Source organism: Sphingomonas sp. 179-I 2A4 NHS (assembly GCF_045369135.1).
In the GTDB taxonomy this organism is placed as follows: domain Bacteria; phylum Pseudomonadota; class Alphaproteobacteria; order Sphingomonadales; family Sphingomonadaceae; genus Sphingomonas.
In genome coordinates, this window is the sequence record NZ_JBIQFL010000010.1 from 41,153 (window position 1) to 55,907 (window position 14,755).

Annotated in this window: 11 protein-coding genes and 2 tRNA genes; 8 read left to right on the forward strand and 5 right to left on the reverse strand. The window is 66.2% G+C overall.

The window, feature by feature from the left end; genetic code table 11:
• Positions 1–2: 2 nt before the first annotated feature.
• The 5 genes from ACH0CP_RS15165 to ACH0CP_RS15185 form a co-directional block, all read right to left on the reverse strand.
• Positions 3–76 (reverse strand) — tRNA-Asp (locus tag ACH0CP_RS15165).
• 90 nt (positions 77–166) lie between these two features.
• Positions 167–243, reverse strand: a tRNA-Asp gene (locus ACH0CP_RS15170).
• Positions 244–267: 24 nt separating this feature from the next.
• Positions 268–1,509: an AI-2E family transporter gene (locus ACH0CP_RS15175; protein ID WP_406875604.1), complete on the reverse strand. Its 1,242-nt coding sequence runs from the start codon at positions 1,507–1,509 to the stop codon at positions 268–270.
• 34 nt (positions 1,510–1,543) lie between these two features.
• Positions 1,544–2,302 carry a Crp/Fnr family transcriptional regulator gene (locus ACH0CP_RS15180; protein WP_406875605.1) on the reverse strand — a complete coding sequence of 253 codons (759 nt, stop codon included), beginning with the start codon at positions 2,300–2,302 and terminating at the stop codon, positions 1,544–1,546.
• A 32-nt stretch (positions 2,303–2,334) separates the two neighbouring features.
• Complete coding sequence (locus tag ACH0CP_RS15185; RefSeq protein WP_406875606.1) at positions 2,335–4,032, reverse strand: class I adenylate-forming enzyme family protein; 1,698 nt, start codon at positions 4,030–4,032, stop codon at positions 2,335–2,337.
• Positions 4,033–4,182: 150 nt separating this feature from the next.
• On the opposite strand from ACH0CP_RS15185, the gene ACH0CP_RS15190 reads away from it, so the two are divergent.
• From ACH0CP_RS15190 to ACH0CP_RS15225, 8 genes are all read left to right on the forward strand, one after another.
• Positions 4,183–5,406 carry a serine hydrolase gene (locus ACH0CP_RS15190; RefSeq protein ID WP_294445067.1) on the forward strand — a complete coding sequence of 408 codons (1,224 nt, stop codon included), beginning with the start codon at positions 4,183–4,185 and terminating at the stop codon, positions 5,404–5,406.
• Positions 5,407–5,467: 61 nt separating this feature from the next.
• Entirely contained in the window at positions 5,468–7,498 is a 2,031-nt protein-coding gene (locus ACH0CP_RS15195; RefSeq protein WP_406875607.1) for a 3-hydroxyacyl-CoA dehydrogenase NAD-binding domain-containing protein, read from the forward strand.
• A 105-nt stretch (positions 7,499–7,603) separates the two neighbouring features.
• Entirely contained in the window at positions 7,604–8,926 is a 1,323-nt protein-coding gene (locus ACH0CP_RS15200; protein ID WP_294445064.1) for an amidase family protein, read from the forward strand.
• A complete protein-coding gene (locus ACH0CP_RS15205) occupies positions 8,923–9,327 on the forward strand; it encodes a VOC family protein (protein WP_227770390.1) in 405 nt (134 codons plus the stop codon). Before ACH0CP_RS15200 ends, ACH0CP_RS15205 begins: the two co-directional genes overlap by 4 nt.
• The gene (locus ACH0CP_RS15210) at positions 9,324–10,508 is read left to right on the forward strand and encodes an acyl-CoA dehydrogenase family protein (protein ID WP_294445062.1); all 1,185 of its coding nucleotides are present in this window, start codon (positions 9,324–9,326) and stop codon (positions 10,506–10,508) included. Before ACH0CP_RS15205 ends, ACH0CP_RS15210 begins: the two co-directional genes overlap by 4 nt.
• Positions 10,509–10,647: 139 nt before the next feature.
• On the forward strand, positions 10,648–11,775 hold the full coding sequence (locus ACH0CP_RS15215; protein WP_294441852.1) for an acyl-CoA dehydrogenase family protein: 1,128 nt from the start codon (positions 10,648–10,650) through the stop codon (positions 11,773–11,775).
• 130 nt (positions 11,776–11,905) lie between these two features.
• Positions 11,906–12,817 (forward strand): acyl-CoA thioesterase II, encoded by a 912-nt coding sequence (locus ACH0CP_RS15220; RefSeq protein WP_294441848.1) that lies wholly within the window; start codon positions 11,906–11,908, stop codon positions 12,815–12,817.
• Between the two features lie 93 nt (positions 12,818–12,910).
• Positions 12,911–14,740, forward strand: a complete 1,830-nt coding sequence (locus tag ACH0CP_RS15225; protein ID WP_406875609.1) for a DUF885 domain-containing protein — start codon at positions 12,911–12,913, stop codon at positions 14,738–14,740.
• Positions 14,741–14,755 lie beyond the last annotated feature (15 nt).

Genomic DNA, 14,755 nt, shown 5'->3' on the forward strand with positions numbered 1-14,755 from the left:
GGCGCGAGTGACGGGGCTCGAACCCGCGACCTCCGGCGTGACAGGCCGGCGCTCTAACCAACTGAGCTACACCCGCTCGTATCAAGCTTGCACCCATGCCGTTTGGCCGGGCGCGCACCCGATCTATTCAAATGCCTTCCTGGCGATCGCAACCATCCGTGAAGGATGGCGCGAGTGACGGGGCTCGAACCCGCGACCTCCGGCGTGACAGGCCGGCGCTCTAACCAACTGAGCTACACCCGCTTGGATCAGCGTGGAGGCGCGCCACTATGCCACGGTTGCGGGGCTGTCAACGACTGACGCCTCGCTTTTTTCACCGCGCCGGAACCGCCCGCGCGGCTGGCGTACCAAAGTGCCATGTTCGAACAGGAAGCCGGCGATGTCCGGCTTGCCCGCCGCGCCCAGGATCGTCTGCACGATGATCAGCAGCGGCACCGCCAGCAGCGCGCCGATCGTGCCCCACACCCACCCCCAATAGCTCAGCGAGACAAGGATCAGCACCGGATTGATCGTCAGCCGGTGCCCGACGATCAGTGGCGTCACCACGTTCGCCTCGATGAGGTGGAGGCCATACATGATCGCCGGCGCCGCCAGCGCGGTCCAGATGTCGGAAAAGGTCATCAGCCCGCCGATCGCCACGAGCAGCGCGGCGATCACCGGCCCGAAATAGGGGATGTAGTTGAAAAGCGCGACGATCCCGCCCCACATCAAGGGGAAGGGCATGCCGAGAAGGTACAGCGCGCCTGCCGTCACCAGGCCCAGCACGATGTTGATCGCGGTGATCGTGCCGAGATAGCTCGACACGTCGTCGATCACGTCCTGGATCACCCGCGCCGTCGCCATCGCGCCGCCGAAGCTTTCGCGGTTGGTGATCATCTTCGCGCGAAACTTCGTCCACCCCGACAGGAAGAAGAAGGTGACGAGAACGGCGTAGAGCACCTGAATGATGACGCCAGGCGCCGAAGTCGCGGCCAGCTCCAGGATCGAGCTCGGCGGCGCGACCGCGGCGGTGGGCGAGGACCGGATCGGCGTCGAGGCAAGCTGCCGCAGCGTCCGGTTCGCATAGCGCTCGAGGTTCGAATAAAGATCGAGCAGCGGCGCCAGGTTCTCCTGGATCCGCCCGATGCGGCTTGGCAGCAGCCGGAAGAAATCGGTCGCCGGCACCACGATCGCTGCCAGCGCCACGTTCGCCGCGATCAGGAACACCAGAACGCAGAACAGCGAGGCGACCGCGGACGGGATCCGCCGCGACTCCAGCCATTCCAGCAGCGGGATCAGCGCCACGCCAACCACCAGCGCCGCCGCGGTCGGCATGAAGAACTCGGCCCCCGCCTTCAACGCAAACGGCAGTCCCAGCGCCAGCCCCGCGCCGGCGGTCAGCGTCAGGGCTGCCAGCAACCGGTCACGTCGGAGGCCGATCCGCGGATCCTCCGGAAGCACCGGAGATGCAGCAGGCGGGGTGCCCGCCGTTAAGGGAGCAAGCGGGTCCTGCGGCGCGGGATCTGACATATGGGCCGATCTTACTGGGGTCAGTGTCCGCCGCCTAGCGATATCGATTGGCGGTTCGGCGCTGCTCGCCTTCGGTCCACGGCCCGTCGCTGAGATACAGGTAATCCGAATCGAACTCGCCCAGCCGGGCAAGCTGCTGGAAGTTGTGGATCTCGGCGCGCCCGCGCCCCACGGTTGCCAGCCCCTCCTCGCGCAGCCGCCGGATCACGCGGTTCACGTGCACGCTGGTCAGCCCCACCGCCTCGCCCAGATCCTGCTGCGTCATCGGCAATTCGAAGCTGCCGTCGCGCACCCGTCCCACCGCCTCCATCCGGCAACAGGTTTCGCACAGGAAGTGCGCGAGCCGCCCGATCGCGTCGAGCCGGCCGATGCGGAAGATCCATTCCCGGTGCATCGCCGCGTCCAGCATCGTGCTGAACCACAATTGCCGGGCAAGGTGCGGCCGCTCCGCCATGATCGCCTCGAGCCGCTCGTGCGGCACCAGGCCAATCGTCGATTCGCTGATCGCCGCGATGTCATGGTCGATATACCGGGTCGGGAAGCCGTGCAGGTCCACGAAGTCGCCCGGAACCTGATAGGACAGCAGCTGCCGGTATCCGTCGCGGGCATCCATGTATCGGCACATGAAGCCGCCGATCAGCAGCGTGCTGTAATGCAGCCGCTCGCCCCGTCGCGAGATCACCTTGCGCGCCGGCACCGTGTCGACGCGCTCGATAGCGGCCTCCAGCGCCGCAAGATCGTCCTCCGACAATTCGTGTCGCCGCCGGCCACGCAGAAAGTCGTCGGTCTTCATCTCGCTGCCCTTCGTTTCGACCGGGTAACGCTTCAGGCCGCAGCACGATCCTCGAAATAGGCCTTCAGGTCACGCTTCAGGATTTTCCCATTGGCATTGCGCGGCAACATCTCGTCGCAAAAGCGGATCGCCACCGGCACCTTGAAGGCGGCAAGCCGATCGCGGACCCACGCCTGAAGCTCCGCTTCGCTGGCGCTGGTGCCCGGCGCCAGGTGCACCACCGCCGCCGGCTCCTCGCCCAGCGTACGGTGCGGAATGCCGATCAGCGCGCAATCGGTGACGGCGGGGTGATCGTAAAGGCAGTTCTCCACCTCGCTGGAATAGATGTTCTCTCCGCCGCGGATCACCATGTCCTTGGCGCGGTCGACGATGAAGCAGAAGCCTTCCTCGTCCAGCCGTGCAAGGTCCCCGGTGCGCACCCAGCCATCGACGAACGTGGCTGCGGTCGCCTCGGGCTTGTTCCAATATCCCTTCACGATCATCGGCCCGCGCGCCCACAGCTCGCCCACCTCGCCAGCCGGCAATTCACGCACGCCATCGGGATCCATGATCCTGAGGTCCGCCACGGCCACGGCGGGGCCGCAGCTTTCGGGCCGGTTCACATAATCCTCGCCGGAATGGGTGGTGACCGTCGCGGTGGTCTCGGTCATGCCCCATCCGTTGCCCGGCGCGCTCTTCAGCTCGCCGGCGATCTTGCGCACCAGTTCCGGCGCGGACGGCGCGCCGCCATAACCGATCGTCTCCAGGCTTGAGAGGTCGTAGCGGTGGCGTTCGGGATGCTCCAGCAACTGCCAGGCGATGGTGGGCACGCCGCCCGTCGAATTCACCTTCTCGCGCTCGATGATCTCCATCGCGCGGATCGGCTCGAACTTGCGCATGTAGATGATGGTGTGGCCGCCAGCCATCGCGCCCATCAGCCCGGCGGACAGGGCGGTTGCGTGGAACAGCGGAATGACGGTCAGCGCCACCTTCGGCGTCGGCTCGGGCAAGGCCTCGCCACGCCGCAGTATCGTCCGCGCGGCGGCATAGGCGGTCGACAGGATGTTGGTCATGAAGTTGCGGTGGGTGCCCAGCGCGCCCTTGGGCTTGCCGGTCGTGCCGCTGGTATAAAGGATTGTCGCCTCGTCCTCCGGCATCAGCGCCACCGCCGGCAGGTCACGCGTTGCCAGCCCGGCCCAGTCGCGCGGCGTGCCGATCACGTCCTCCAGTCGCTCCGCGCCGTACAGCGGCTGGGTGGCGCGACTCACCAGGACGCGCGCCACGCCCGGGATCTCGCTGCGTAGCGGCGCAAGCCGGTCCCAGCGCTCGTCATCGGTGATCAGCACCTTCGCGCCCGCGTCATTCAGGCCGTAGACCAGTTCCTCGCCCGTCCACCACGCGTTCAGCGGGACCGCGATTGCGCCGAGCGTGGTCGCGGCAAAAAAGGCGACGATCCATTCCGGTAGGTTGCGCATCGCCACTGCCACGCGGTCGCCCTTGGTCACGCCACCGGCGGCGAGGTCGGCGGCCAGAGTCGCGATCGCGCGGAACTGCGCTTCGTAGCTGACGCGCTCATCCTCGTAGATCGTCGCCAGCCGTTCGCCATGCGTACGCGATAGCTGGACGAGCGCGGCCATGTGCGGCGGCGCGTTCTTCCATACGCGCGTCGGCACACCGCGAATGTCCACCGTCTCCATCTCGAACTTGGCGCCGGGTGCCGTCAGCAGCGCCTCTACCTCTTTGATGGACATGGCCGGCCATGATGCGGCCGATGCTTGTGTCGCCACGGCGATCCTCCCCAGATCGAAAAACGAGTGTGCAGGACCTCGCATTAGGATTGATTCATGCCTCGCTCAAGCGATAGGGAGATCAGGATTTAGAAACCGGGGTATGGAGGGGCCATGAAGATCGCTGCACCCGAGAAGCACGGGTTCGACGGCAGCCGCCTGCGCGCCATCGATACGTTCCTGAAAGAGCGGTACCTCGATTCGGGCGAGTTCCCGCACGCCCAGCTGCTGGTATCGCGCGACGGCGAAATCGTGCACTTCTCGTCTCAGGGTGCGGCGCGCGAGGGCGGGTCCGCCACCATCGACGAAGGCAGCCTGTTCCGCATCGCCTCGATGACGAAGCCGATCACTTCGGTCGCGTTCATGATGCTGGTGGAAGAGTGCAAGGTCGCGCTCGACACGCCGGTCCACCACGTCCTGCCGGAATTCAGGAAGACCGGCGTCTATGCTGGCGGCGGCGCGGGTGTGCCGTTCATCACCAAGCGCACCGATGAACCGATGCGGATGGTGGATCTCCTGCGGCACACCTCCGGCCTCACCTACGGCTTCCAGAACCGCTCGAACGTCGATGCCGCTCACCGCGAGCTGAAGCTGGAGAACTGGCACGGCAACTACGATCTCGACACCTTCGTCGCCGAGCTCGCGCGGCTGCCGCTCGAATTCTCGCCCGGAACGAGCTGGAACTATTCGGTCTCGACCGACGTGCTCGGTGCGGTGGTGCAGCGCGTCTCGGGCATGTCGCTGGCGGACTTCTTCGAACAGCGCATTTTCAAGCCGCTCGGCATGAACGACACTGGCTTCACCGTGCCGGCAGACAAGCTCGATCGCCTCGTCGATTGCTACACGCTCGTTCCCGGCAAGGGCCGCGTGATGTTCGATCGCGCGCAAGAAAGCATGTGGTCGAGCCCGTTCAAGCTCGTCTCGGGCGGCGGCGGCCTCGTCTCCACTGCGCTCGATTACCAGCGCTTCTGCCAGATGTGCCTCAACGGCGGCACCCTCGATGGCACGCGGATCCTCGGCCGCAAGACGATCGAGCTGATGACGCAGAACCACTTGCCCGGCGGTGCGGATCTGTCGGCCATGTCGAAGTCGCTGTTCAGCGAAACGCAGAATGCCGGCACCGGCTTCGGCCTCGGCTTTGCGGTGACGATCGATACCGCCCGCTCGATGATGCCGGGCAGCGTCGGCGAATATTACTGGGGCGGCATGTTCTCGACCGCCTTCTTCATCGATCCGGTGGAGCGCGTCACGATGGTGTTCATGACTCAGCTGTCGCCCAGCATGATCTACCCGATCCGGCGCGAGCTGAAGACGATGATCTACTCCGCCCTTACCTGACCAGCTTTCGGCCCCGGGCAACCGGGCCGCACGTCCTTCCTGTATTGGAGAGCAACGCACAATGACCTCCCCCGTCCGCTTCGAACGCCACGACGACGTTCTCGTCATCATTTCCGATTCGCCGCCGGTTAACGCGCTTGGCGCCGGCGTGCGTGACGGGCTGAAGGAAGGCGTCTCTCAGGGCATCAACGATCCCGCGGTGAAGGCGATGGTGATCCGCTGTGACGGCAAGACCTTCTTCGCCGGCGCCGACATCACCGAGTTCGGCAAGCCGCCCAAGGGCGCCTCGCTCCACGAAGTCATCGACATGATGGATTCGAGCGAGAAGCCGATCGTCGCAGCAATCCACGGCACCGCGCTCGGCGGTGGCTGCGAAGTCGCGCTCGCCTGCCACTATCGCGTCGCCGTGCCATCGGCGGTGATGGGCCTCCCCGAGGTCAAGCTGGGGCTGCTCCCCGGTGCCGGCGGCACGCAGCGCCTGCCGCGCATCGTCGGCGTGAAGGCCGCGATCGAGATGGTCGCGATTGGCGATCCGATCTCCGCCAAGAAGGCGGCAGAGGTCGGCCTCGTCGACCGCGTCGTTGGAGAGGACAGTCTGGAGGCGGACGCCATCGCCTTCGCGCGCGAGATCGCCGACAAGAAGCCGATCCCACGCGTTCGCGACAAGACAGTCGCCCCGGACCCCGAGGCGGTCGAGGAGTTCAAAAAGAAGCACGGTCGCCGCATGCGCGGCTTCGATGCGCCGGCCGCCAACATCGCCTGCGTCGTCGCCGCCAGCGAATTGCCCTTCGACGAGGGCATGAAGTTCGAGCGCGAGCAGTTCATGAAGCTGATGACCGGCACCCAGTCGGCGGCGCAGCGCCACCTGTTCTTCGCCGAGCGCCAGGCCGCCAAGATCGACGACGTCGATCCCAAGACCCCGCTTCGCCCGATCAACAAGGTCGGCGTCATCGGCGCCGGCACGATGGGCGGCGGCATTTCGATGAACTTCCTGTCGGCCGGGATCCCCGTCACCATCATCGAGATGCAGCAGGAAGCGCTCGACCGTGGCACCGGCGTGATGCGCAAGAACTACGAGGCGTCCGCTGCTAAGGGCCGGATCAAGCCCGACGCGCCCGAGAAGGCGATGGGCCTCCTCACCCCGACGCTTAGCCTTGAGGATCTCGCCGACTGCGATCTCATCATCGAGGCGGTGTATGAGAACATGGACGTCAAGAAGGAGCTGTTCACCAAGCTCGACGCCATCGCGAAGCCCGGCGCGATCCTCGCCACCAACACCAGCTACCTCAACGTCGACGAGATCGCCGCCGTCACCAAGCGTCCCGAGGACGTGCTCGGCATGCACTTCTTCTCACCGGCCAACGTCATGCGCCTGCTCGAAGTGGTGCGCGGCGAGAAGACCGCGAAGGACGTGCTCGCCACCGTCATGGCACTCGCCAAGAAGATCAAGAAGGTCGCCGTCGTCGCCGGCGTCTGCCATGGCTTCATCGGCAACCGCATGCTCAGCCCGCGTCAGATCGAGGCGAACAAGCTCCTCATGGAAGGGGCGACCCCGCAGCAGATCGACAAGGTCCATACCGATTTCGGCATGCCGATGGGCCCGTTCCAGATGGCCGATCTCGCCGGCGTCGACATCGGCTGGCACCGCGATCCGAGCCGGATCGAGAGCATCCGCGATGCGCTCGCCGCTGAGGGTCGCTGGGGCCAGAAGAAGGGCGCCGGCTATTACGATTACGACGAGAAGCGTAACGCGACGCCGAGCCCCCGCGCGCTAGAGATCATCGAGGAATTCCGCGCCAAGTCGAACCTGCCCAAGCGCGAGATCACCGATCAGGAGATCGTCGAGCGCACTTTGTATCCGATGGTCAACGAAGGCGCGCTGATCCTCGAAGAGGGCAAGGCACAGCGCGCCAGCGACATCGATGTGGTCTGGATCATGGGCTATGGCTGGCCGGTCTATCGCGGCGGCCCGATGTTCTGGGCGCAGAATGAAGTCGGCCTGAAGAAGATCGTCGAAGGCCTTGAAAAGCATGGCTTCAAGGTTGCCGAGAGCCTCAAGACCGCAGCCGAGACGGGCGCTGCGCTGAAGTGACCGCATCGTGTTCCGCCCTGCCCGTCACCGCGCGGTGCCGCCTCTCCCTATTCGGGGCTGGCGTTACCACGCGCGCCGGGCAGGCGGGCACAGGAGGAGGGGCCGATGACTGAACGCACCGCTCTTCAAACCGCCGCCGCGGTCCGCTCCGGCACCACCACGGCGCTGGCGGAAACCGAGGCGGCGATCGCCCGCATCGAGGAACGCGACGGCCCGCTCAACGCCGTCGTGGTCCGTGATTTCGATCGCGCCCGCGCCGCCGCTGCCGAGCTCGACGCGCGCATCGCCGAAGGCTTCGACGGCCCGCTGCTCGGCGTGCCGATGACGATCAAGGAAAGCTATGACGTCGCCGGCCTGCCGACGACCTTCGGCTTTGCCGAGCATCGCGATTTCACCGCTGCGCAAGATGCCGTCACCGTTCGACGCCTGAAGGCCGCCGGCGCGATCATCCTGGGCAAGACCAACGTCCCGCCTGCCCTGTCGGATCTCCAGTCCGACAACCCGGTCTATGGCCGCACCAACAATGCGGTGAACCCTGATCGCGTGGCGGGCGGTTCCTCCGGCGGATCGGCCGTTGCGCTCGCCGCCGGCATGGTCCCGCTGGAATTCGGATCCGACATCGGCGGCTCGATCCGCGTGCCCGCCGCCTTCAACGGCGTGTGGGGGCACAAGACCACCTGGGGCGTGATCCCCACGGAGGGCCATTACATGCCCGGCACGGACGGGGCGCGCACCGTCCTGTCGGTGCTCGGCCCGATGGCACGCGACGCTGACGATCTCGAAACGGCGCTCGGCATCGTCGCCGATCACCCGCTCGCCCCGGCACGCCGCCACGGCAGCAACTGGCGCTTCCTGCTCCTCACCAGCCATCCGATGGCACGGGTGCAGCAATCGATCGTCGATGCCCTCGAACGGGTGGCCGCGGCGTTGCGCGAAACCGGCGCGACCGTCGACACCAGCAGCGATCTCCTGCCCGACCTCGAACGCCAGCACGCCGGCTATTGGAAGATGCTCAACATCGCCATGTCACGCCGTGCACCGCGGCCGGAGGGCGAGGCCGCGCCCGAGCTCGAACCCTGGCTCCACCTCCATGACGAACAGGCGCGCAACCAGCGTCAGTGGCGCCGCCTGTTCGAAACCTACGACGCGGTGATCGCGCCAACCGTCGGCATGACGGCATTCCCGCACGATCCCACGCCACTCGCCACCCGCCGCCTCTCGATCAACGGCGAGGATACGCAATTCTTCCACCAGTTCGTCTTCCCCGGCCTCGCGACCTTCCCGATGCTGCCCGCCACCAGCGTGCCGATCGGCAACGATGCGGACGGGCTGCCGATCGGCGTCCAGGTGATCGCGGACCTTTATGCCGATCGCACCGCGATCGCCGCGGCACGCGACATTCACGACGCCGCCGGAGGCGCGCAATGACCGTCGGCCGCATCCTCTTCACCAAGTTCGTCGTGGAGGATCTGCCCCGCGCGCTCGCCTTCTACGAGCAAGCGTTCGGCTTCACGGAACGCAGGCGGATCGCGCTACCGGGCCTGGAGGAGGTGCTGATCGGCCTTCCCGATGATCCCTTCACCCTCGTCCTCTATCATCACACCGACGGCCGCGCCCTTGTGCGCGGGGACAATCACGGGCCGCTCGGCCTCTCGACGCGCGACATCCAGGCCGCCTGGGATCGCGCGATCGCCGCCGGTGCCACCGCCGTTCGCCCGCCGGAGGATCTCCCCGGCATGCGCATCGCCTTCCTCGATGATCCGGAAGGCCACACCATCGAACTCATCCAATATCTGCGCGAGAAGACCCGCGAAGGAGCAAGCGAATGACCGATCTTGATCAGTTCCGCGCCGAGACGCGCGCGTGGCTCGAGGCGAATTGCCCGCCCGAGATGCGCGAGCCGATCCGCAGCGAAAAAGACAGCGTCTGGGGTGGCCGCGACCAGAGCGCCATGACCCCGGCGCAGAAGAAGTGGATGGACGCCATGGGCGCGAAGGGCTGGACGGTGCCCGACTGGCCCAAGGAATATGGCGGCGGCGGGCTGTCTGCTGCCGAAACCAAGATCCTGCGCGAGGAAATGGCGAAGCTGCGGTGCCGCAACCCGCTCTCCTCGTTCGGCATCTCGATGCTTGGGCCGGCGCTGCTGAAATACGGCACCGAGGAGCAGAAGAAGGAGCATCTGCCCAAGATCGCGCGCGGCGAGATCCGCTGGTGTCAGGGCTATTCGGAGCCAAACGCCGGGTCCGACCTTGCGAGCCTCGCCACCTCGGCGGAGGACAAGGGCGATCACTTCCTCATCAACGGCCAGAAGATCTGGACCAGCTACGCGAATTACGCGGACTGGATCTTCTGCCTCGTGCGCACCGACAAGACGAACAAGCACAAGGGCATCAGCTTCGTCCTGTTCGACATGCAGACGCCGGGCGTCTCCACCAAGCCGATCCTGCTGATCAGCGGCTATTCGCCCTTCTGCGAAACCTTCTTCGACAATGTGAAGGTGCCGAAGGAGAACCTCGTCGGTGAGCTCAACAAGGGCTGGGACGTCGCGAAATACCTGCTCGGCCATGAGCGTGAGATGATCTCGAACATGGGCCTTGGCGGCGGCGGCAGGAACCCGCTGATCGAAGGCGCGATCGCCACCATCGGCCTCGATCATGACGGCCGCCTTGCCGATCCGCTGCTGCGCGCCAAGATCGCCGAGTTCGAGGTCCGCTCCAAGGCGTTCGCGGCCCAGTCCGAACGCTTCATTGACGAACTGAAGGCAGGCCGTGCGCACCCCGCGCAGCCGTCGATGATGAAATATTACGGGACGGAGCTGAACAAGGCCCGCCACGAACTGCTGATGGCATCCGGCGGCTCCGATAATCTGGAATGGGAAAGCGAGCGGTCGCGCGGCGGTGCGCCGGCACGCGACTGGCTGCGCACCAAGGCGAACTCGATCGAGGGCGGCACCAGCGAGGTGCAGCTCAACATCATCTCGAAGCGCATCCTGGAGCTTCCGGGCGCGTGATCGGGTCGCCCTTCCCCCAAGGGGAGGGCGCGCTCGCCAGACCATCTACGGGAAGCGGGCGGCGCGGCCGCAGGCGCCAGCCGCCCCTTCCCACCTCCTCCGGGGCCACATGAGTGCCGGAGCGTAAAAGGGACGAACGATGCCTCTTTTCCTGAACGAAGATCAGACCATGCTGCGCGATACCGCGCGCGATTTCGTGGCCGATTCCGCTCCCGTCAGCCACATGCGCAAGCTGCGCGACGACAATGATCAGACCGGCTTCTCGCGCGATTTGTGGAAGCAGTTCGCCGACATGGGCTTCACCGGCATTCTCATCGACGAGGCACAGGGCGGCCTTGGCCTCGGCCATGTCGAGGCGGGCTTGGTGCTGGAGGAGATCGGCCGCAACCTGTCGCCCTCGCCGTTCCTGCAGACTGCCGTCGCCGCGGTTGAGGCGATGAAGGGCACGCCGCACGCAGAACGCTGGTTCCCTGGCATCCTCGCTGGCGAGACCGTCGCCGCGCTCGCGATCGACGAAGGCGCGAAGCACCGTAACAGCGTGGCCATGAAGGCCGAGCGCGCGGGCAACGGCTTCAAGCTCACCGGCGCGAAGCAGTTCGTCCACCACGGCCATGTCGCCGATGTGGTGATCGTCGCCGCTCGCACCGCCGGCGCTGCCGATGATCAGGACGGCGTGACGCTGTTCGCCGTGCCCAAGAATGCCGCGGGCATGACCGCCAAGGCCGAGCGCCTTACCGACGCCAGCCTCGCCGCGCGGATTGAGTTCGCCGGTGTCGAAGTCGATGCCGACGCCGTAATCGGCGAAGTCGATGCCGGCCGCACGCCGCTCGATCGCCTGCTGCGCGCCGGCCGTGCGGGTGCCGCTGCCGAAATGCTCGGCGTCGGCGCTGGCGCGATGGACATGACGGTCAATTACCTGAAGGAGCGCAAGCAGTTCGGCGTGCTGATCGGCAGCTTCCAGGCGCTGCAGCACCGCGCCTCGCACCTCTACAGCGAGATGGAAGTGGCGCGCGCTGCCGTGCTGAAGGCGCAGCAGTTGCTCGACGCCGGTGACGAGAAGGCCGACGCCGCCGTCTCGGTCGCCAAGGCGATGACCGGTCTCGCCACGATGCTCAGCGTGCAGGAAGGCATCCAGATGCACGGCGGCATCGGCATGACCGATGAATATGACATCGGTTTCTACATGAAGCGCCAGCGCGTGCTCGCCGAACTGTTCGGAGACGCCAACTTCCACGCCGATCGCCTCGCGCGCGCGGCCGGCTATTGACGCTTTTCCCCTCCCTCCCGCAGGAGGGAGGGGAGCGACATCAGGGGCAGGTCGCAACGGGTGTGCCAGGCGTGATCCACGGCCGCCCTGCTTGCCTGCCCCATCGCGGCAGGCACAGGGACCGGATTAGATGAGCGACACCTCGAACGACACGCGCATTCCCCCCACCCCCGAGGCTCTGGCCGCCGATCTCGTTGATCTGCTCGACGTTGAGGAAATCGACACCGATCTCTATCGCGGCCGCCGGTCGAAGGGCGGCGTCGGCCGCGTCTTCGGCGGCCAGGTGATCGCGCAGGCGCTCCAGGCGGCGCAGCGCTCGACCGACGCGCCAAAGGTGGCTCATTCACTCCACGCCTATTTCATGCGGCCGGGGGACGAGAATTTCCCGATCATCTACCGCGTCGTGCGCGATTTCGAAGGCCGCAGCTTCGCCACCCGCCGCGTCATCGCGATGCAGCGCGGCGCCCCGATCCTCAATCTTGCCTGCTCGCTGCAGGTGCCGGAGGACGGCTTCCACCACCAGGATCGCATGCCCGACGTGCCCCCGCCCGAATCGCTGCCGACCGAGGCGGAACTGCGCGAGAAGGACGCGGTGAACCTGCCCGAAAAGCAGCGCCGGATGGTCACGCGCCCGCGCCCGATCGAGATCCGCCCCGTCTATCCGCGCAAGTGGTTCAACCCGACGCCGACCGAGCCGATCCAGCACAGCTGGTTCCGCGCCGTCGCCCCCGTCGGCGACGATCCCTCGATGCACCGCGCGATCCTCTCCTACGCGTCTGACATGGCGCTGCTCGGCACCTGTATGCTGCCGCACGGCGTCAACTGGACGACGCCCGGCTTCCAGAGCGCCAGCCTCGACCACTCCGTCTGGCTGCACGAGGATTTCCGCGCCGACGAATGGCTGCTCTACGCCACCGACAGCCCCTGGGCCGGCCATGCGCGCGGCATGAACCGCGGTCAGATCTTCACGCAGGATGGCCGCCTCGTCGCCAGCGTCGCGCAGGAGGGATTGATCCGTCAGCGCACCCCGCGCGCGGAATGACGTTCCATCGCTGCGCATTCGGCATCCATCGCCGCGCGACCACGCGCATTGATGCGCATCGGGCGCCAATCCCCGTCCCTTGAAAGCCATGTCATGACCATTGCGCGCCGCGATTTCCTCACCGGCACCGCCGCCGTCGCGGCCACCTCGGCCGTTTCCGCTCCCGTACTGGCGCAATCCGCCGACGCCGCCGCGCTCGCCACACTCGACCGCCACGCAGAGGCGCTGCTCACTGCGTACCCCGAGGGCGCCGCCTATCTCGGCCTCGACAATGGCAAGCGCATCGCGCTCAAGGCCAAGCTAACCGACCGCAGTGCCACCGCCGAGGCCACCCGGCGCAGTGACGCTGCCCAGAGCCTCGCCGAGCTGCGCCGCATCGACAGCGCTTCGCTTTCCCCGACGGTCGCGACACACGTCAAAACCGTCATCGCAGCTCATGAGATTGCGCTGGACGGCTGGAAGCGGATGCCGGTCGGCGACATGGCCTTCCTGTCGAATAATGGTTATCGCTCAACGCCTTACATAGTCACGCAGGGCAATGGCGCGTTCGTCGACACGCCCGATCTGCTGGAAAACAAGCATCAGGTGACGAACAGCGCGGACGCCGAAGCTTATCTGGCCCGGCTCGAAGCCTACGCAGCGCAACTGGCAGCAGAAACCGAGCGCCTTTGGGCGGATGCCGCGGAGGGCGTCCTCCTCCCGGCGCCGTTCAACGATATCACCGTGGCCCAGCTTCGCGCTGGGGCTGCCCAGCCCGCGGCCGAGCAGGGCATGATCCGCAGCTTCGCCGAGAAAACCGCAAAGGCTGGTCTCAAGGGCGACTGGGTCAGCCGCGCCGCGGCCATGGTCGACCGTCGCATCACCCCCGCCCTGATCAATCAAGCCGACACCCTTGCCGCACTCAAGGCTCGCGCCTCACAGGACGGGGGGATGTGGCATCTCCCCGACACGGCCGACCGCTATGCCTGGCTCGCCGAGGCGGCCACCACCACCAAACGTACGCCTGAACAGATTCACGAACTCGGGCTCGAACAATGCCGCGTTTATGCCGCTGAACTCGATCCTTTACTCCGCGCCCAAGGCCTCACCAAAGGCACGGCGGGCGAGCGGATGGCGGCGCTCGGCAAGCGGCCGGACCTGTTGTTTGCGGACAATGATCAGGGTCGCGCGGAACTGCTCGCCTATCTCAATACGATCGTCGCGAAGTTGCGGCCGAAGCTGCCGCAGGCGTTCGGGAAGCTCGTGCGCGGCAACCTCGTCATCAAACGCGTGCCGCCGGCGATCCAGAACGGTGCGCCCAACGGCTATGCGGGTCCGGGTGCGCTCGATGGCTCAACACCCGGAATTTACTTCATCAATCTCAAGGACATGGATAGCTGGGCGCGCTTCGGCCTGCCCACCCTCACCTTCCACGAAGGCATTCCGGGCCACATCTGGCAGGGCGAATATACCTTCGATCTGCCGCTGATCCGTACCCTCCTCGGGTTCAACGCCTATTCGGAAGGCTGGGGGCTCTACGCGGAGCAGATCGGGGCCGAGCTTGGCTATTACGATGACGATCCCCTCGGCCGCATCGGCTATCTGCAATCGATGAACTTCCGAGCGGCGCGCCTCGTCGTCGATACCGGCTTGCATCACAAGCGCTGGTCGATCGATCAGGCAACGCGCTGGATGATGGCAGCCACTGGCTACACTGAGGCGCATGCCCGGTCCGAGATCAACCGCTACTGCATCTGGCCCGGCCAGGCACTCGGCTACAAGACAGGCCACAACGAGATCAATCGCCTCCGCGACGCCGCAAAGGCGAAGCTCGGCCAGCGCTTCGACGTGCGCGGCTTCAATGATGCCGTGGTGCAGGCCGGGGGCATGCCGCTAGGCGTGCTCGGCAAGGTAGTGGATCGCTGGACGGCGAGCCGGGTCTAATCCCGGCGAGGCCGA

Bases quoted from the DNA above. Each gene is read 5' to 3' on its own strand.
- ACH0CP_RS15180 (WP_406875605.1), bottom strand. From the start codon at position 2,302: ATGAAGACCGACGACTTTCTGCGTGGCCGGCGGCGACACGAATTGTCG.
- ACH0CP_RS15200 (WP_294445064.1), top strand. From the start codon at position 7,604: ATGACTGAACGCACCGCTCTTCAAACCGCCGCCGCGGTCCGCTCCGGC.
- ACH0CP_RS15220 (WP_294441848.1), top strand. From the start codon at position 11,906: ATGAGCGACACCTCGAACGACACGCGCATTCCCCCCACCCCCGAGGCT.
- ACH0CP_RS15175 (WP_406875604.1), bottom strand. From the start codon at position 1,509: ATGTCAGATCCCGCGCCGCAGGACCCGCTTGCTCCCTTAACGGCGGGC.
- ACH0CP_RS15195 (WP_406875607.1), top strand. From the start codon at position 5,468: ATGACCTCCCCCGTCCGCTTCGAACGCCACGACGACGTTCTCGTCATC.
- ACH0CP_RS15205 (WP_227770390.1), top strand. From the start codon at position 8,923: ATGACCGTCGGCCGCATCCTCTTCACCAAGTTCGTCGTGGAGGATCTG.
- ACH0CP_RS15185 (WP_406875606.1), bottom strand. From the start codon at position 4,032: ATGTCCATCAAAGAGGTAGAGGCGCTGCTGACGGCACCCGGCGCCAAG.
- ACH0CP_RS15215 (WP_294441852.1), top strand. From the start codon at position 10,648: ATGCCTCTTTTCCTGAACGAAGATCAGACCATGCTGCGCGATACCGCG.
- ACH0CP_RS15225 (WP_406875609.1), top strand. From the start codon at position 12,911: ATGACCATTGCGCGCCGCGATTTCCTCACCGGCACCGCCGCCGTCGCG.
- ACH0CP_RS15190 (WP_294445067.1), top strand. From the start codon at position 4,183: ATGAAGATCGCTGCACCCGAGAAGCACGGGTTCGACGGCAGCCGCCTG.
- ACH0CP_RS15210 (WP_294445062.1), top strand. From the start codon at position 9,324: ATGACCGATCTTGATCAGTTCCGCGCCGAGACGCGCGCGTGGCTCGAG.